A 20,598-nucleotide genomic window follows, 5' to 3' on the forward strand; every position below is an offset into this window, starting at 1 on the left:
TTTTCCTCGTACCCCTGTTGATGAATTTTACTGTTATAACTCCTCCTAACTGTAAAAAACCTACACTTGTCAGGGGGTAGCCGCCCCGCCGCCGTTAACTGTTGACTGATGACTGTTAACCGTCATCAGTATGCACGTGTTATCCCATCCCTTTTTAGGGGTGGGATGAGCTTAACGCAACGCCTCTAAGGGACTTCCAACTAAAAAAATATCCCATCGCATTGAGGGCAGGGGAGAGGAACAGTCGTATTGAGTCCAGAAATTAGGATAATTTATTTTTTGGAGTTCCCTAATATCATTTGAATTTGATCGCTATTTGTTTGGATTGCCGTACTCTCAGTAATTTTTGTCACACAAGCAGGGTGGAGTTTATTACTGCTAGCAGCATAATACCTAAGTTAGAGCCTCACAACTTCCTCAGATTTTTGGCTTAATCTCAACATATAGCCGAAACAGGGTTTAAAAGTGAGGCAGAGGACAGTATTAGTTATGCCTCCTCTCCTCTGCCTCCTTCCTTTGTTGTTGAGGTGTGATGACCATGCAAAAACGACTTGGTATTCTTACTAGTGGTGGCGACTGTCCTGGACTCAATGCTGTAATTCGGGCAGTTGTAAACCACGCCACTCTTACATATGACTGGCAGGTAGTGGGTATTCCTTATGCGACTAGAGGGCTTTTAGAGAGAAAAGCGATTCCTCTGAGCATACATGGTCTAGACCTACGTGGTATTGACCCCTTGTTGAATATGGGAGGCACGATTCTGGGTAGCATCAACAAAGGGGATACTCTAGCTCATGTTGACGAGATTGTTGCTGGTTATCATGCTTTAGAACTAGATGCCTTAATTGGTATTGGTGGAGATGGCAGTTTAGCAATTCTCAACCAACTACAAAGCAAAGGAAATTGGCAGTTCATTGCCATTCCAAAAACAATTGATAATGATGTAGGCAAAACAGAAAGAGTAGTTGGGTTTGATACTGCGGTCAACACGATTGTAGATGCCCTAAATCGTTTGACATTTACAGCTGCTAGTCACGATCGCGTGATGATTGTCGAAGTCATGGGACGGAAAGCAGGTCACTTAGCACTACAATCTGGCATTGCAGGCGGTGCAGATGTGATTTTGATTCCTGAAATTCCCTACACAATTAAAGGTGTGTGCGAACATTTGGCAGAATTACGCGATCGCTGGGGACGCAGATTTGCAATTGTAGTCGTGGCGGAAGGCGCTCAAATAGCAGCTGATTCATCTAGCCATCCATCCTGTGAAAAGCCATCCTGTGGCATGGGTCAATATATTGCTGATGAAATTCGCCGTTGCAGTAACGATCAAATTGATATTCGGGTTTCCGTTTTGGGACACATCCAACGAGGTGGTATTCCTTCAGCTTTAGACCGTTTGATAGCAACCGCTTTTGGTAAAGCTGCTGTGGATTTATTAGCTGATGGGCAATCTGCACAGATGGTAGCTTGGCAAAATGGACAAGTTGTAGCAGTTCCTTTAGAGGCAGTCTTGGCTTGTAGTCCATGTCTTGTAGATCCCAATAATTTCTTAGTGCAAACGGCGCGATCGCTCAGTACTTATATTGGCAACATTACTCCAGCGATTGTCAAAACACAATTTAATGTCACTTTGTAAAAAATCAAGTTCAAAATTGTCTGACACTGAAATTAGCAAGGGTTTTACATCCATATAAATAGCCATCTCAAAGTTAATGGAATAATTTACATAGAGTATACATGGACTAATTTCCAGTTTTTACTTTCTTCAAAACTGTAGTCTACATTTTGATAATTTTCTAAATGTAGTTTAGTTTAATAGATTGGCAACTTGATTCCAATTAAGAATCTTACAGATGTCATCAACTAAATCTAGGGGTAGACAAGGCTTAGTAATTACTCCTGCCACTCCTAGATCCCTCAACTGCTGTTTTTCATCAGGTTGAGCTTTAGCCGTCAGCATAATAGTAGGAATGTCACAGGTTGCAACAGTTGCCTGTAGTTGCTTAAAAGTAGTTGGCCCATCCATCTCAGGCATCATTACATCTAGTAAAATGGCATCAGGATGCTCAGATTCTGCAATTTCTATTCCCTCTCTACCTGAAGATGCTGTTAGTATATCCCAGCCAGCCACTGACTCTAACGAGATTTGAACAATTTCCCGCACACTATCTTCATCATCTATAACTAATAATCGCTTTGTCATATTCAATACTCCTCCTTGAGCTACAGATTTATCAATCAAAACCCTAGTATTTATTAACCAACTTTATTTTGATTGTGACTTCAAGTAAGATGACAGAAAAATTTTATTAACACCCTGACAACAAGATATTAACCAATAATTGTGAAGATTTTGTGAGTAGACAAAAGTTTAAAAAATACAATATAACATGCAAAAAAATATCTCACAACTCAATATTCCTGCCAATTTGCTAATTAGGAGCAGGAGATTAATCAAGATGAGGATTTTTCACTGAAAATGAATTGATTTAGGCATTATGTTAGATATTTATTACAGAATTTTTGGGTAGAACTACAATTGTATCAAAATTAACAATATAGCTTGGTGAAGATGATAACTATTTTCAATTGCCACTATTTTACATAATCTATTGGTTGTGATAAAGGATTAAACTTCTTCACAAAATCCTCACAAACTTTCTATAAAATTAGTATAAGCAAATATAAATTAGAAAGTTTTTAGAGTTAGTTTTTCTTGGAAATACTAGTCCCTCAGATTGAAGAAACAGGCGAATATGACCTAGAAGCATTATTTATTAGATTAGGCTACGAAATTGATGCGATCGCAGCGAATAAGTTGTTGAATATTGGTGCAAAAGGTCTAATTAATTGAGTGCATCATAAAATTAATTACTTAGCCTGCTTTTACCGGAGGAGAGTATTACGTAGACGCGTTGGCGTTCGCGGAGCGTGTCGCAGACAAGCCTCTCGTAGAGAAGCAGCTTGCCGCAGGCTATTACGAATTAGGAATTTGTTTAGGATAATTGCAGTGAAAACACATCAAGAACTTGAACTAGAAAATATAGCTCTACGTAATCGGATACAAGTATTAGAAGAGACTTTTAGAGCTATCAGAATGGGTGAGGTAGATGCTTTAGTTCTATCTAGCGCTCAAGAAGAACGAATTTTCACTTTGCAAGATGCTGATTATCCTTACCGTGCTTTTTTGCAGCAGATGCATGAAGGCGCTGTGACTATAAATAATCATGGAACAATTCTTTACTGTAATCATGCTTTAGCGGTAATGCTCAAAAAGCCACTAGAAAAATTAATCGGCTCTAACTTTGAGGATTACATAGCGCCACAAGAACAACAGGTATTTCAAGCATTATTTCAACAAGCAAAACAGGAATTTTGTCGAGGTGAGGTTTACTTAATTGCTGAGGATGAAACTCAGATACCTGTTTATTTGTCTTTTAAGGCATTGCAAATTGACGATGTAGTAGTTACTTGCATAGTAGTAACCGACTTAACCGAGCAAAAACGTAATGCAGAAATTGTGGCGGCTGAAAGACTAGCAAATTCTATTCTGGAACAAGCAGCCGAAGCAATCATTGTATGTGACCAAAACTGGCAAATTATTCGCTCCAATCAAGCAGCACAGCAACTGTGTGGTAAGAATCCATTATTTCAAAAATTTGATTTGTCGTTTCCACTACAATGTAACTATTGTAGCAACTATCAAAAAATAGAAGAGTGTTTGTTTATTGATAAATTAGCAAATTGCCAGCAAAAACAAGAAGTATTTTCACTATCTAGCTTGCTGCAAGGTCAATGTTTTCAAGGTGTAGAAGTATTCTTGAACCGCGAAGATGGTAGCGAATTTAATTTATTGTTGAGTGCTACGCCATTATTAAATTTAGACAAGCAAATTATTGGTGCTGTAGTGACACTGACGAATATTACAGAGCGCAAACAGACGGAAGAAAAAATAGCACAGATGATAATCCGCGAACAAGCTGCTTGTGCAGAAGCGGAAGCAAGCAAAAATCGTTTATTTAATATATTAGAGAGTATTAGTGATGCTTTTATAGCTATCGATGCTAATTGGTGCTATACATACGTTAATCAAAAAGCAGCAAAAATTTTTGGCAGAGAGCCAAAGGATTTAATTGGTAAAAATATTTGGCAAGAATGTACCGAAGAGTTTCGTCAGCATTCTTATGAAGCTTATTTACAAGCTTTTACTGAGCAAAAGTTTATTCAGCTAGAAGAATATTATCCATCGAGCGACCGGTGGTTTAAAAATTGCATTTATCCTTCTTTGGAAGGCGTATCAGTTTTCTTAAAAGAAATAACTAAAGAAAAACAGACTGAGATTGCTTTGCAAGAAAGTGAAGAACATTTAAGATTAGCTTTAGAAGCTTCTCAGATGGGAACTTGGGATTGGAATCTTTTGACTAACTATCTCAAATGGTCAAGTCGTCAAGAGCAATTATTTGGTCTAACTCCGGGTACGTTTTTAGGTAAATATGAAGCTTTTCTCGCCTGCCTCCACCCTGAGGATAGAAAAGCAGTGAATCGAAAAGTAATGGATGCCAAAGACAATAAATCTGAATATTATGTAGAATACAGAGTAATTTGGACTGACGGTAGCATTCACTGGATTGCGGCTAAAGGAAAATGTATCTATGACGACGAAGGTACAGCAATACGAATGCTTGGTACTTGTTTGGATATAACCCAACGCAAGGAAGTAGAAGCAATTTTACAACAATCAAAGGCAGAGTTAGAAATAAGAGTTGCCAAGCGCACTGCTGAATTATCTCAAGCAAATGCACACTTGCATAGATTCATCAATATTTTGACATTAACGATTAACCAACAGATAAAAATAAAAGCTCAACTACGTGAAGCAGAACGCCGTTGGCGCAGCTTATTAGAAAATGTGCAGTTGTTAGTTATCGGACTGGATAATACAGGTAAAGTTGAATATGTTAATCCTTTCTTTTTAGAATTGAGTGGGTATACCCAGAAAGAAATTTTAGGTAAAGAGTGGATTGCCAATTTTATCCCACAGTATCAGCAAGATAATATACAAAAGGTTTTTGTAGAAACGTTAGAGCAAGAATTACATTCTCACTACCAGAACCAAATTATTACTAAATCTAGAGAAGAACGCGTTATTGCCTGGAACAATACGCTACTACAAGATTCACAAGGCACAAGAGTAGGTACTATGAGCATTGGTGAAGATGTAACTCAACGCTATGCATTAGAAAAAATTAAGAGTGAGTTCATCTCAGTTGTTAGTCATGAATTACGTACCCCCATGACTTCAATTCAAGGAGGTTTAAGCTTATTGAAAACTGGTTTGGTAAAACTTGATTCTGAACAGGGTAAGCGCATCATTCAAATTGTGTCAGACAGTTCTGAACGCTTAGTCAGACTAGTAAATGATATTTTAGATTTAGAAAGATTACAATCTGGGAAAATTACTTTAAATAAGCAACAAGTTAATGCTGCTGACTTATTAATAGAAGCTACAGAATTAATGCAATTAATGGCTAACAATGCTGGAATTAATTTCTCTGTGTTACCTCAAGGTATTGAATTAGCAGTTGACAAGGATCGAATTATTCAGGTACTAACAAATCTGCTGAGTAATGCGATTAAGTTTTCACCTAAAGGATCTACTGTATTAATATCAGTAGAAGAAATCAAAGCAAAAAATGGTCAAACTTCGAATGTGTTGTTTAAGGTACGAGACGAAGGTAGAGGAATTCCTCCTAACAAATTAGAATCTATTTTTGAGCGATTTCATCAAGTGGATGCTTCCGATTCTCGCAAACAAGGTGGAACAGGTTTAGGTCTAGCTATTTGTCGCAATATCGTAGAGCAACATAACGGGCAAATCTGGGTTGAAAGTAAAATAGGATCAGGTAGTATTTTTTACTTAAAATTACCTTTATAAGATAAAACGCTAAAACCCCAAATGAAATAAAATTTTCTAAATTACGTAGCTTGCATATTGCCGGAGGTGAGTATTACGAATTACGAATTAGCTACACCTTCACAAGTTCCTCAAATAATCTTTTTATAACTATAAGTATGAGACGAATATAACCCTCCTGATTAGCTTGATAAAAGGAAATTTTCCATGCCAGAAGCACTAATTAATCAACAAACTACTCATCAATTTCCCCAAGACAAAGCCTTGGTATTACCTTTAAACAAAGTTGGAATTGCAGATATACCTTTAGTAGGTGGCAAGAATGCTTCTTTGGGAGAAATGATTCAGCAGCTTGTACCTAAAGGCATCAAGATTCCCACAGGTTTTGCTACTACAGCTTACGCTTATCGCCACTTTATCTCTTCAGCAGGTTTGGAAGCTAAATTGCGGCGATTGTTTGCAGATTTAAATGTAGAAGATGTGAACAATCTCCATTCTATTGGAAAGCAAGTACGAGCTTTAATGCTGCAAACTCCATTTCCACTAGAATTACAACAAGCAATTACCCAAGCTTATCAAGACCTTGAAGAACAATATGGCATTAATACCGATGTCGCAGTCCGTTCTAGTGCCACAGCAGAAGATTTACCTGATGCTAGCTTTGCCGGACAGCAAGAAACCTACCTGAATGTCCACGGCTTGCAAGGTGTACTAGAAGCTTGTCACAAGTGCTTTGCCTCAATCTATACTGACCGTGCTATTTCCTACCGTGAACTCAAAGGGTTTGACCACTTTAGTATAGCCCTCTCGGTAGGTGTACAAAAAATGGTGCGTTCTGATTTGGCAACATCTGGGGTGATGTTCTCAATTGATACTGAGACAGGTTTTCATGATGTAGCACTAATTACTGCCGCTTATGGTTTGGGAGAAAATGTAGTACAGGGAGCAGTCAATCCTGATGAGTATTTAGTATTTAAACCTACCCTAAAGCAGGGATATCGTCCAATTTTAGAAAAACGCTTGGGTACAAAAGAAATCAAGATGGTCTACGATACTGGTGGATCGAAATTGACTAAAAATATTTCTGTTGCGCCGTGCGATCGCCTAAAATATGCCCTTAGTGATGAAGAAATTTTACAATTAGCCCAAGCTTGCTGCCTCATTGAAGAACATTACTCACAAGTCCGTGGTGTCTACACACCAATGGATATTGAGTGGGCAAAAGATGGGATTACCAATGAACTTTTTATTGTGCAGGCGCGTCCCGAAACAGTACAGTCTCAGAAATCAAAAAATGTTCTCCGCACTTATCAATTACAACAAAAAGGTGAAGTGTTGAGTACAGGGCGGAGTGTGGGTGAGATGATTGGCCAAGGTAAAGCCAGAGTGATTCTGGATGTGCATCAAATTAACCAGTTTCAACCTGGAGAAGTGCTAGTCACAAATCGCACTGATCCCGACTGGGAACCAATTATGAAACGCGCTAGTGCAATTATCACTAACCAAGGTGGACGTACTTGCCATAATGCAATTATTGCTAGAGAAATAGGTATTCCGGCAATAGTTGGTTGTGGTAATGCCACCGCCGTATTGAAAACAGGACAAGAAATTACCGTTTCTTGTGCAGAAGGTGAAACTGGGAAGGTTTACCAAGGTTTATTGCCATATCAAGTCAAAGAATTAGCATTGGAAAATTTGCCCCAGACTCGTACCAAAATTATGATGAATGTGGGCAATCCAGAAGAAGCATTGAGTTATGCTGCTATCCCTAATGATGGAGTAGGATTAGCGCGAATGGAATTTATTATTGCTAATCATATTAAGACACATCCACTAGCATTAATTCACTTTCATGAATTAGAAGATCAGTTGGCTACCAAGATTGCCGAATTAACTGCCCAATACGAAGATAAAGCCGCGTACTTTATCGATAAACTAGCTCAAGGTATTGGCACGATCGCAGCTGCTTTTTATCCTAAACCTGTGATTGTGCGCCTGTCAGACTTCAAGACTAACGAATATGCTAACCTTTTGGGTGGCCAGCAGTTTGAACCCCAAGAAGAAAACCCGATGCTGGGGTGGCGTGGTGCTTCTCGCTACTACGATGAACGCTACCGTGAAGGCTTCGCTTTAGAATGTCTAGCGATGAAAAATGTGCGCGATCGCATGGGTTTAACTAATGTAATTCTAATGGTGCCATTTTGTCGCACTCCCGAAGAAGGTCAGCGCGTGCTATCAGAGATGGCAAAGCATGGTTTGGTGCAGGGAGAAAACAGCTTGCAAGTCTATGTGATGTGCGAGTTACCGAGTAATGTGCAATTGGCCGATGAGTTTTGTGAAATCTTTGATGGATTCTCAATTGGCTCAAATGACCTGACACAATTGACATTAGGGGTAGATAGAGATTCGGAATTAGTAGCGCATTTATTTGATGAACGCAATGAAGCTGTGAAGCGGATGATTGCCAAAGCCATAGCGACAGTTAAAAAGCACGGACGCAAAATAGGGATTTGTGGACAAGCGCCCAGTGACTATCCAGAATTTGCTAAATTTCTGGTTCAGCAAGGTATTGATTCTATCAGTCTTAACCCTGACTCCGTAATAAAAACTCTTTTAGAAATAGCAAATACGGAAGAAGGTAGTTACAGTCAGATAATTGAATCATAGTTATCTCATGAGTCTAATTTTTTGATTGCTCTTTTTTGTGGCGTAATTATCCTAATTGCTTACTGTTTCAAGTTTGTTTCTGTTTATTCTCACTTGCTCGTAATCAAAAGGGGAATAATAATCCTGTCCTCCTCAAGGTGGATGAAATTTCGCCACATTTTTATAATCTTAAGAAAATATCCTGTTTTATGGAATTTATTTGAATCTAAAGATTGTCATCAATAGATTGGGCAATTGGTAGAGCTTTATTTAAGATTCCTCTCTGTACACTGTAACTTGATATAGTTGCAGTAAATCATCTCATTTTTGCCGATAACTTAGCTTATTTGTTAAAGTACACTCGATTGAATATGACTGTGCCAAATATTGTTGTAACTTTCCTTGATTAGTTACGTTTATATAGCGGTTCCCATTCAGATGGGGTACAACATTACATCACGAGGTGTAGAGGCACGGCACTGCCGTGCCTCTACGGGTGTACTCAGCTTCTATTTCGTCATTGCTTCGCCTATTTAGCTTTCTTCTTTATAAGTAGTAAATAAATCTTACTCAAGCTTTTTAAACTAAGTGCAAGCACTTTTAGATAATCAAATATTTAGAGAGATATCGACGATAAGGTTAAGTTTTAGACATAACTTAATTCCTACCTACAACCCTATCTTAAAAAACTGGCTTATGCTGTTGAAAAAAATCTTACAGAAAGTTCGGTTATTTATTATATTCACCACTGTGAGCGTTGGCAGCAGTAGTATATCTGTTGCTAGTCCAACAAAAACTTGGCAAGCAATAAACGTACAGGCAAAAAACACTTCATCACCCCATTACTTGACCACACCACCAATTTCTACAAACGAAAACAATTTTGTATTAACTCAAATACCATCACCAGTTAGACCGACAATCCCTGAACCACCAAAAATACCAGCACCATTGCCAAACGAAAATTTATTGCAAACACCATCTCCCAGTTCACCTACGCCTCAAACTCCCCCCGAAATTCCAGAGAAGATTGTAATTGAGCGGTTGGAATTTATCGGCAATACTGCTTTTAGTAATGAAGAATTAGCTAAAGCAACTGGGCAATTTCTAGGCAAGCCAATTACTTTTACAGAATTACTACAAGTAGAAGCAATTATCAGTCGATTGTATACCGACGCTGGTTATATAAATTCTGGTGCAGTAATTCCAGCCCAGCAACGTTTTACCAAAGACCAAGCTGTTGTCAAAGTTCAAATTGTGGAAGGCGGCTTAGAAGACATTCAGGTGACAGGCACAAGTCGCTTGAACCCAGGATATATTAAAAGCCGGTTAGCGATCGCAGCCCGCAAACCTTTAAATCGCGATCGCTTGCTGCAAGCCATACAATTATTACAACTCGACCCTCTAATTCAAAATATTTCCGCTGAACTATCTGCGGGGACAAGTCCAGAGTTAAGCCTCCTGAAAGTGACCGTCAAGGAGGCTCATTCTTTAGAGGGAGAATTTTTTGTTGATAATGGTCGCGCCCCCAGTGTAGGTAGCATTCGCCGGGGATTGCGATTGAGTGAAGGAAATTTACTCGGTTTCGGGGATAAACTCAGAGCGACTTACAGTAATACTGATGGTAGTAATTCATACGATATTAGCTACACAGTCCCCATTAATCCTCACAATGGTACAGTGCAATTAACATATGGTGCAAGCAACACTCAGGTAGTTGAACCACCTTTTGACCGCCTCGATATCCTGGGTAATTCTGAATCTTTTGAACTAACCCTACGTCAGCCTTTATTGCAAACCCCCAGACAAGAATTTGCTCTAGGTTTGACTTTTTCGCAACAACAAAGCAAAACATCTCTGTTGGGATTAGACTTTCCCATTTCCCCAGGTGCTGATGATAATGGCAGAACTCGCATTTCTGCATTGCGATTTTTTCAAGAATGGACGAGTCGCAATTCCACAGAAGTATTTGCCTTACGTTCACAATTCAATCTAGGGATAGGTGCGTTTAACGCCACAATTAATGATGAGCCGCCAGACAGTCGTTTTTTTTATTGGCGGGGACAAGGACAGTATGTCAGACTTCTGGCTCCAGAGACATTGTTAGTGCTGCGCTCAGATTTACAATTGACAACACACCAACTTGTACCTTTAGAACAATTTGCGATCGGAGGCTTAGGGAGTGTCCGGGGTTATCGCCAAGATTTACTACTAACTGACAACGGCGCTTTCTTATCTGCTGAGATGCAATTACCAATTTTACGAGTACCGGAAGTCCAGGGAATTTTACACCTGACTCCATTTGTTGACTTTGGCATTGGTTGGAATAGTTCCGCAAACTCTGAGCTAAATTCTAATACCTTGCTATCAACAGGATTAGGCTTGCAGTGGCAAATGTCAGACTGGTTAAATATGCGCCTTGACTGGGGATTACCATTGATTGATGTTGAAGGAAGTAACAATTCATTACAAGAAAATGGACTGTCTTTTTCTGTCAATATTAAGTCGTTTTAATCAAGTTATTTTAATCACAAAAAACCTTGTTGAGAGACGTTAGTAAGGTAAGGAAAAACAAGATTTGGAGATTAATCTCTATCAAAAGAAACAGAAGTGGGATGAGACTAAAGAATGATGGAGGAGATATAGATATTACTTACTGTACAGATGTACGATGCGTAAGTGTTCAATCTTGATTATTTGAGTTGTGGGGAACAATTCTCATTGGCAGTGAATATCTGACTGATTGGATGTTTTTATTAGACAACTAAACTTTCAATCTCAGCATTAATCAACCTTCTGTGAAATAGTTGAAATTTACCATCGCCTTCCTAACTAATATTCCAGAGGTTGGAGAGTATGCAAGGACTGAGGCGATCGCTCTTTCTCATCAGCTTACCTTTAGCTACCTTAGGGTGTCTTGCTTCTATGGACACCGCCACAGGGCAGATAATTCCTGATAATAGTCTCGGTACTGAAAAGTCAGTTGTCAACTCGAATGACAACACCGATCTAATTGATGGCGGTGCGCGTCGGGGGGCGAACCTTTTTCATAGTTTTCAGGAATTTAATGTTGGTCAAGAAGGAAAAGCCTATTTTTCCAATCCGGCTGGAATTGACAACATTCTCAGTCGGGTTACAGGGGGAAAACCTTCCAATATATTCGGAACGCTTGGTGTTGAAGACGGCAACGCCAATCTATTTTTCATCAATCCTAATGGGATTTTATTTGGGCCAGATGCGCGTCTAGATATGCGCGGTTCATTCTTGGCTAGTACAGCAAACAGTTTATTGTTTGATAGTGAGTTGGAATTTAGCACTACCAACCCGCAAGCACCACCCATGTTGGCGATTAATATTCCCATTGGTTTGCGATTTCGAGAGAATCCAGTGAGTATCACTAATCAGTCTGTAACCGATGGCGTGGGACTTCAGGTGAGTCCAGGGAAAAGTTTATCTCTTGTAGGTGGGGACATTAGTTTAGATCGGGGAAGATTGACCGCAGCCGGAGGACAAGTCAATTTAGGGGGTTTAGCAGGGAAAGGAATAGTTGGTTTTAACAGTGATGGTGGCTTGAGTTTTCCTGATGGTGTGACACGAAGCGATGTATCACTAATGAATAGTGCGTTCGTTAATGTAATTGCTGAGAAGGGAGGCAATATTAATATTAAAGCTCAAAACCTGGAGCTTGTAGGAGGAAGTTCGCTTTGGGCTGGGGTAGAACAAGAACTGGAAACCTTTAGTGAGCAAGCAGGCAAGATTGAAATTGATGCTACAGATCAAGTGACAATTCAAGGGTCAATAGCATTTAGCCCAAAAAATTTTAGAGTTAAAGAACCAGGTTGGCCAAGCACTCCTGGTGGAAAAGGAAATATTGGTCATCGGCTTGGTCATCGGGGACACTATTCTTGGGGACACCGTTATCATATTGCTTCTCTTAAACCTAATGCTAAACCTAATGTTGGAGGAAATAGAGCAGAGGTAAGTATTAGGGCACGATCGCTATCCTTATCCAACAGTGCCCAAATAGATACTTCAACGACCGGACAAGGGAATGCTGGAGATATTCAACTTAAAGCTACTGATTCTATAGTTATCAATGATGGCTCTAACTTGCAAGCTAATACCTCTGGATCTGGAAAAGCAGGCAATATTAGTATTGATGCTTCTAACGCAAATGTCTCTTTAAGGAATGGCATAATCTTAAGCGATGTGAAGAGCGGTGCAACTGGAAGGGGCGGCAAAATAGAGCTACTCATAAAATCACTGGATGTGAAGGATGGTGCTCGAATATCTGCCAGTACTACTGGAAAGGGTTATGCAGGTAGTGTAATAATTAATGCTACTGATACCGTATCTTTTGATGGTGTAGATAAACAAGGCGATCCCAGCGCAGTCTTCAGTAATGTACAAGCAGGAGGCGAGGGCAAAAGTGGACATATTAGCATCACTACAAAGTCACTCTCTTTAAAAAATGGAGGACAATTCAACACGTTTATCCGTGAAGCAAAAAGCACAACCCCAAATGACAATATTAATGCCGGAAATATCAAGCTCAAAGTTGACGATGCAGTTGAGATTATAGGGGTGGCAGAGGTAAGTAATAAACGTCTTCCTAGTGGCATCTTCACCAGTGTCGGATCGGGCGCTACAGGTAATAGTGGCAGTATTAAGATGGATATTGGTTCCCTCACAGTAAGAGATGGCGCTCAAATATCTGCCAGTACTGCTGGAACGGGGGATGCAGGCAATATGACGATTACAGCCAAAGATACCGTATCTTTTGATGGTGTAGATAACCAAGGCTATCCCAGCGCTGCTTTCAGTACTGTAGAAGCCGGAGGCGTGGGCAATGGTGGAAACATCAATATTACTGCTAGGTCACTCTCGTTAACCAATGGAGGACAACTGAATACCTTTATCCGTAAGCCTGAGGGTGAAGTCACTCATGGTAATGCCGGAAATGTAACACTAAACGTTGACAATGGTGTTCAGATTGTGGGAGTGGGTAATAATACCCGCAGTGGCATCTTCAGCAAAGTGGAAACTAAAGCTACAGGTAATGGTGGCAAAATTGATATTTATATAAAGATTGGGTCGCTGTCAGTCAGGGACGGCGCTCAAATATCTGCCAGTACGGCTGGAACGGGGGATGCAGGCAGTGTGACGATTCAAGCCAAAGATACTGTATCTTTTGATGGTGTGCATAATGACTCCACCAGTGCTGTCTTCAGTACCGTAGAAGCAGGAGGTAAAGGCCAAGGCGGAGATATCAATATTACTGCTAGGTCACTATCGTTGACCAATGGGGGACAACTGAATACCTTTATCCGTGGTGGTGCTGATGGAGGCAAAGTCCCTGATGGCAAGACTAAAGCCGGAGATGTCAAACTCAAAGTTGATGATATCCAAATTGTGGGAGTGGGTAATGATCGCTTCGACAGTGGTATCTTCAGCACTGTCGAAGAGGGGGGCAATGGCAATGGTGGCAATATAGATATTGGTACCGAGAAGATCGGGTCACTTTTGATGAGTGATAAAGCTCAAATATCTTCCAGTACAAAGGGGCAAGGAAATGCAGGCAACATTAAGCTCAAAATCAATTCCCTGTCTTTAAATAATGGCTCTCAAATAAGTACTGATAGCGATAAGAATAACTTCCAAGCAGGCAATATAAAAATCACAACTGATCAAGACATCTGGCTAGACAATAAGGCATCCATCAGTGCTAATACACGAGGTGGACAAGGTAATATTACTCTAGACTCCCGCGATTTAATCTTGCGCCGCAACAGCAACATCGCTACCAACGCCAAAGGCTCTGCAACTGGTGGCAATATCACCATTAAGACTGAAAACTTAGTTGCTGTTCCAACAGAAGACAGTAATATTAGTGCTGATGCTGAAGAAAGTTTTGGGGGAAGAGTAAGCATCAGTGCTCAAGGTATATTTGGCATCAAGTTTCGGAAGCAACCAACATTAGAGAGTGATATCACTGCCTCTTCTGAACTGGGGCCAGAATTCAGTGGTGAAGTCAAACTCAACCTCCCAAATGTTGACCCCAGTCATGGGTTAGTTAAATTGCCAAAGAATGCCGTTGATTCCACTGAACAAATTGCCCAAAATCCCTGTCAACGAGGTGTAGGCAGCAAATTTATCATCACTGGACGCGGTGGCTTACCATCTAGCCCTAATCAAGCAACTAGCAGTGACGCTGTGCAAGTCGATTTAGTCGAACCTGCGCTTGGGGAAAGCAGGGGAGTAGGGGAGCAGAGGCGCAGAGGCACAGAGGAGAAAACTAAATCTTCAGTTTCTAAACCAATTGTGCCTGCTCAAGGATGGATATTCGATAAAAACGGTGAGGTAACACTTACAGCTTATGACCCTACAGGTACAGGTTCTCAACGTTCTCTCAGTCCAGATTCTTGCCCAGTGCCTTGAAGCAATTCGTAATTCGTAATTGGTAATTCGTAATACCCTGCGGTAAGTAAGCTACGTAATTAAGATTTGTCAGATTTTATCTAAATTTCCAGAGTTGCTTCTGTAGCCTGATTTTGATTTTTTAGTCTATTAAGCTCTAGAAAATATTGACAAGGAAGGCAGAATATGAATTTCAAACTGTCTAACCTATTTCAGAGATTACAAAATTTAGCCAAACGATCGCATAAAATCAGCAAATGGCGATCGCTCTTTCTCATCACTTTTCCCCTAGTCACATTCGGGTGTCTTGCTTCTATAGACACCGCCAAAGGGCAGATAATTCCTGATAATAGTCTCGGTACTGAAAAGTCAGTTGTCAACTCGAATGCCAACACTGATCTAATTAATGGCGGTGCGCGTCGGGGGGCAAACCTTTTTCATAGTTTTGGCGAATTTAATGTTGGTCAAGAAGGAAAAGCCTATTTTTCCAATCCTGCTGGAATCGAAAACATTCTCAGTCGGGTTACAGGTAAAAATCCTAGCAATATTTTTGGTACTCTTGGTGTTCTTGGTAATGGCAACCTATTTTTTATTAATCCTCATGGGATTATTTTCGGTCGGGATGCCAAATTAGATATTAAAAGTTCTTTTCTAGCTAGCACAGCCACTAGCTTGAATTTTGCCGATGGCACAAAATTCAGCGTCAATGCTCTCGAAACCACACCTCTGCTGACCATAAGTATTCCTGTGGGTTTACAATTCGGTGAGCTTCGCGGGAAAATTCTCGTGCAAGGGTCGGGTCATCATCTCAGTTACGCAAATACAGGCTCAACTATTCGACCTGATAGTTTAGGTCTCCAGATACGGTCTGGGAAAACTCTGGCGTTGGTAGGTGGTGATATAGCCCTAGAGGGTGGTAGTCTCACAGCTGAGTCAGGACGAATAGAACTAGGGAGTGTGGATTCACCCAGTTTGGTCACTCTTAACCAAAATGACTCTGGTTTTGCCTTGGGATATTCCGGCGTTCAACATTTCGGAGATATAGAACTGTCTCAAAAAGCCTTAGTAGATGTAAGCGGTGAGGGTGGAGGCGAAATCCAAGTACAAGGTGGACATTTTTTATTACGTGGCGGTTCAGCAATTTTGTCTATTACCCAAGGTTCAAAGTCAGGGGGGAATTTTATTGTTAACACCTCAAATTCTGTAGAACTGATTGGAGAATCAGCAGATCGTCAGTATGCCAGTAGCTTATCCATTGAAGCTCAAGGTACTGGTTCAACTGGAGACATAAGGATTAACACAGGGAAGTTAATTGCTACCAATGGTGCATATATACAAAATTATTCTTTTGGTAGAGGAAACGGAGGAAATCTTGCTGTGCAAGCTTCTGAAAACGTGGATATTATTGGAGCAAGTTTGTATAGAAGCGGTTTGTATACTGCGGCCACTAGTACGGGCAAAGCTGGAAATTTAAAGGTTATAACAAATAAGCTGATTGTTCGGAATGGAGCAAGAGTAACTTCTGATACCTATGGTCAAAGTGATGGAGGTAATTTAACTATTGAAACTGAAAGCTTGAGTGTTAAAGATAATGGGCGAGTGTCATCAAATACCTTTGGTGAAGGTGATGCAGGAAATTTGACAATTTACACCAAGCATTTAAATGTTCAAGATTCGCAAGTATCCGCTAGTACCTTTGGTAGAGGAAATCCAGGAAATTTAACTGTTCATGCTTCTGATTCTGTAGAGCTGAATGGCGAGATACCTGGCAATGAAAAAGGATTTCCTGGTGGCTTGTTTGTACAAGTTGATCTCAAAGGTACTGGACGTGGCGGTATAGGACATGGCGGTAATCTGACCATCAACACTGGACACTTGAGTATCAGTGATGGTAGTAAAGTGCAGGTAGCTACTTTTGGAACAGGAGATGGAGGAAATATACTCATTCGTGCTTCTGTTGTAGATGTTTTTGAGACACCCAAGTATAACTACTTCTCCACAGGCATATTTGCAGGTCTGGAACTAGATCCTCGAACGGTAAAACCGCCCAAAGGTAATGGAGGCAGTTTAACTATTGAAGCTGAACGCTTGAGCATTGATGGTGCATCTATAACTAGTCGCAATCTGGGCGTAGGAACAGGGGGTAACATCTTTATATCTTCCAATACTGTCCACCTGTTGAACAATTCCGCCATCAATGCCAAGGCAGCTTCTGAAGATGCCGGAAATATCACGCTGCAAGTGCCACACTTGATTCTGCTGCGTCGCAACAGTCAAATTTCCACGACCGCAGGTACTGCTGGTGGCCCTGGTAAAGGTGGCAATATGAATATTAACACTGACTTCCTAGTTGCTATCCCTAATGAAGATAGCAACATCACTGCTGATTCCTCTGGAGGTAAGGGTGGAGCCATCAACATCACCGCAAAAAGGGTTTTTGGGCTAGAAGTTCGCAAGTATCCTACATCAAAAAGTGACATTACAGCTATCTCTCAACTTTCTCCCACACTCAATGGTGAAATCACTCTGAAGCTTCCCACTTTTGATCCTGCCAAAAATATTGTAGAGTTACCAGTCAATGTTATTGATCCGGCTGCTTTAATCTCCCAAAATCCTTGTACGCGGGGTCTTGGCAGTAAATTTGTGATTACGGGACGTGGAGGAATTCCACCTGGACCTACTGAAACTTTCAATACGGATGCAGTCCAGGTTGATTTGATTGAGCCAGTACCATCAAGGAATCTACAACGGCAGACACCTAAAATTTATTTAGATTCTTCTGTAGTTAATCAAACTCAAACTTTGGAAAAAATTGTGCCTGCACAAGGATGGATATTCGACAAGAATGGTGAGGTGATGCTCACAGCATACGACCCCACAGGCACAGGTTCGCAACGTCCCCTTAATTCAGATGTTTGTCCAGTACCTTGAACTAATTCGTAATTAAGAAAGTCAGATTTCATCTAGATTTCCAGGTTTGCATCTGTAGCCTATTAAGTTCTAGAAAATATTGATAAAGAAGGCAGAATATGTATATTAAACTGTCTAACCTAGTTCAGAGATTGCAGAATCTAGTTAAAAGACCATACACCAGCCGATCGCTTTTTCTCATCACCTTACCCCTAGCCACATTCGGGTGTCTTACTTCTATCGGCACTGCCAACGGGCAGATCATTCCTGATAATAGTCTCGGTGCTGAAAAGTCAATTGTTAACTCGAATGCCAACACTGACCGAATTAATGGCGGTGCGCGTCGGGGGGCGAACCTATTTCATAGTTTTCGGGAATTTAATGTTGGTAAAGAAGGGAAAGCCTATTTTTCCAATCCGACTGGAGTTGAAAATATTTTTAGTCGGGTTACAGGGGATAGACGTTCCGATATATTAGGAACCCTTGGTGTTGCTGATAATGGTAATGCCAATCTATTTTTTATGAATCCCAACGGGGTTTTCTTTGGGCCAGATGCGCGTCTAGATTTGCGCGGTTCATTCTTGTCCAGTACAGCAAATAGTTTATTGTTTGATGGTGGGTTGGAGTTTAGCACCAGCAACCCACAAGCACCACCCATGCTGACGGTTAACATTCCCATTGGCTTACAGTTTCGGGAAAATCCAGGGAGGATAACTAATCGGTCTGTAGCTGATGATGTGGGACTTCAAGTGGATTCAGGGAAAACTTTATCACTTGTGGGCGGTAACGTTAACTTAGAAGGCGGAAAACTGACAGCAACAGGAGGACGAATTGAGTTAGGAGGATTAGTCAAACCAGGAACAGTTGGGTTGAAAAGTGATGGTAGTTTGAGTTTTCCTGATGGTGTAGTGCGAGGCAATGTATCGCTTACTAATGGTGCTACCGTGGTCAGCTTAATTGGACAAAATATGAAAGAGAATGGCGCAGATGTGATTATTAACGCGCGTTCCCTCTCCATGTCTTCTAACGCTTTTTTATCTACATCCACTGGGGGACAAGGAAATTCTGGAAATATTCAAATTAATGCAACTGATTCTATCTCTCTAACCAGTGGCGCGAAGTTGGGAGCTATCACTGGCGGTTCAGGGAATGCTGGAAACATAGTTATTCAAGCCAAGAATGCGACTGTTTCATTTAGTGGGATGGAAACGATAGCTAGCACTACTGCATACGGTGAAATACCAATATTGAATCTGGTGGGGACTGGACAGGGTGGTGACATTACAATCAACGCGCATACCCTCTCTGTAACTAATGGTGCTACTTTGGCGACCTCGACTCTGGGACAAGGAAATTCTGGAAATATTCAAATTAATATAGCTGATTCCATTTCTGTAACCAGTGGCTCAAAGCTGGGAGCATTTACTGGCGGATCAGGGAATGCAGGAAACATAGTTATTGAGGCAAAGGATGCGACCGTCTCTTTTGATGGAATAGGAACTGCGGTAACTACTTCTGTATCCGGCAAATTAGAAATACCAGGATTCCAGTTTGTAGGGACTGGACAGGGTGGCAACATTACAATCAACGCACGTACACTGTCTCTTACTAATGGCGCTAAATTATTTACTGATACTTTTAGACAAGCAGGAACTCAGGGATTTTCTAATGCTGGCAATATTCAGGTAAATGTTTCAGATTCTGTTGCCCTCAGTGGTGGTTCACAACTAAGCTCTAGTACATGGGGACAAGGAAATGCAGGAAAGATATTTGTACAAGCCAAAGATTCCGTCTCACTAACAGGTAGTGAGACTGCCATCTACAGCGATGTGAAAAACACGGGAGTCAGTAATGCTGGTGAAATTGAGATTCACGCTGGGTTACTGAGCATGAGGGATAAAGCAAAACTGAGTTCCAGCACTTATGGAACCGGAGATGCAGGAAAGATATTTGTACAAGCTAAGGATTCTATCTCTCTTGATGGTGGTGATATTTTCAACAATGTGGAAAATGGAGCAGTCGGACAGGGTGGTGAGGTGAAGATTCAAGCAGGCTCACTGTCTTTACTCAATGGCTCTCAAATTCAAACTTTAGTTCGTGATGCTAAAGATGGACAACCTGCTGGTCGAGATGGACAACCTGCTGGTCGTGGCAATGCAGGCAAGGTGAGTATTGATGTCCGTAATGCACTGACAATTTCTGGTGTCACTAATGATGTAAATCGAAATCCCAGTGCTATTTTCAGTTCATTGGGTACAGGAGCAACAGGGCAGAGTGGAGACATTAATATTACAACAGGTTCTTTGTTTCTGTCGGAAGGTACTAAGTTGGAAACCAGTACCTCTGGAACCGGAGATGCAGGAAAAGTATTTGTGCAAGCCAACGATTCTATCTCTCTTGATGGTGGTGATATTTTCAGCAATGTGGAAAATGGAGCGGTCGGACAGGGTGGTGAGGTGAAGATTCAAGCAGGCTCACTATCTTTACTCAATGGTTCTCAAATTCAAACTGAGGTTCGTCAAGCCCAAGATGGACAACCTGCGGGACGTGGCAATGCAGGCAAGGTGAATATTGATGTCCGTGATGCGCTGACAATTTCTGGTGTTACTAATGATGAAAATCAATATCCCAGTAGCATTCGCAGTGTTTTAGGTGAGGGAGCAATTGGTAAGGGTGGTGATATCAATATCAAAACAGGGATGCTCTCC

At 40.9% G+C, this 20,598-nt stretch carries 9 protein-coding genes; 8 read left to right on the plus strand and 1 reads right to left on the minus strand.

What is annotated here, in order from left to right:
* The first annotated feature begins 538 nt into the window (after positions 1-538).
* On the plus strand, positions 539-1,639 hold the full coding sequence (locus ACEYW6_RS25855) for an ATP-dependent 6-phosphofructokinase (protein WP_412982005.1): 1,101 nt from the start codon (positions 539-541) through the stop codon (positions 1,637-1,639).
* A gap of 171 nt (positions 1,640-1,810) precedes the next feature.
* Here the strand turns inward: ACEYW6_RS25855 and ACEYW6_RS25860 are convergent, their stop codons facing one another.
* On the minus strand, positions 1,811-2,206 hold the full coding sequence (locus tag ACEYW6_RS25860; RefSeq protein WP_412982006.1) for a response regulator: 396 nt from the start codon (positions 2,204-2,206) through the stop codon (positions 1,811-1,813).
* 513 nt (positions 2,207-2,719) lie between these two features.
* On the opposite strand from ACEYW6_RS25860, the gene ACEYW6_RS25865 reads away from it, so the two are divergent.
* The 7 genes from ACEYW6_RS25865 to ACEYW6_RS25895 form a co-directional block, all read left to right on the plus strand.
* Positions 2,720-2,857 (plus strand): hypothetical protein, encoded by a 138-nt coding sequence (locus ACEYW6_RS25865; protein ID WP_412982007.1) that lies wholly within the window; start codon positions 2,720-2,722, stop codon positions 2,855-2,857.
* Between the two features lie 156 nt (positions 2,858-3,013).
* Entirely contained in the window at positions 3,014-5,938 is a 2,925-nt protein-coding gene (locus ACEYW6_RS25870; protein WP_412982008.1) for a PAS domain S-box protein, read from the plus strand.
* Between the two features lie 186 nt (positions 5,939-6,124).
* Positions 6,125-8,584: a phosphoenolpyruvate synthase gene (ppsA, locus tag ACEYW6_RS25875; RefSeq protein ID WP_412982009.1), complete on the plus strand. Its 2,460-nt coding sequence runs from the start codon at positions 6,125-6,127 to the stop codon at positions 8,582-8,584.
* Between the two features lie 675 nt (positions 8,585-9,259).
* Complete coding sequence (locus ACEYW6_RS25880; protein ID WP_412982010.1) at positions 9,260-11,077, plus strand: ShlB/FhaC/HecB family hemolysin secretion/activation protein; 1,818 nt, start codon at positions 9,260-9,262, stop codon at positions 11,075-11,077.
* Positions 11,078-11,419: 342 nt separating this feature from the next.
* Positions 11,420-15,001, plus strand: a complete 3,582-nt coding sequence (locus ACEYW6_RS25885) for a filamentous hemagglutinin N-terminal domain-containing protein (protein WP_412982011.1) — start codon at positions 11,420-11,422, stop codon at positions 14,999-15,001.
* A gap of 165 nt (positions 15,002-15,166) precedes the next feature.
* Positions 15,167-17,911 carry a filamentous hemagglutinin N-terminal domain-containing protein gene (locus tag ACEYW6_RS25890; RefSeq protein WP_412982012.1) on the plus strand — a complete coding sequence of 915 codons (2,745 nt, stop codon included), beginning with the start codon at positions 15,167-15,169 and terminating at the stop codon, positions 17,909-17,911.
* Positions 17,912-18,009: 98 nt separating this feature from the next.
* On the plus strand, positions 18,010-20,598 hold a 2,589-nt coding region (locus ACEYW6_RS25895), incomplete at its 3' end, for a filamentous hemagglutinin N-terminal domain-containing protein (RefSeq protein ID WP_412982013.1).

Source organism: Nostoc sp. UIC 10607 (assembly GCF_047228265.1).
Lineage (GTDB): Bacteria > Cyanobacteriota > Cyanobacteriia > Cyanobacteriales > Nostocaceae > Nostoc > Nostoc foliaceum_A.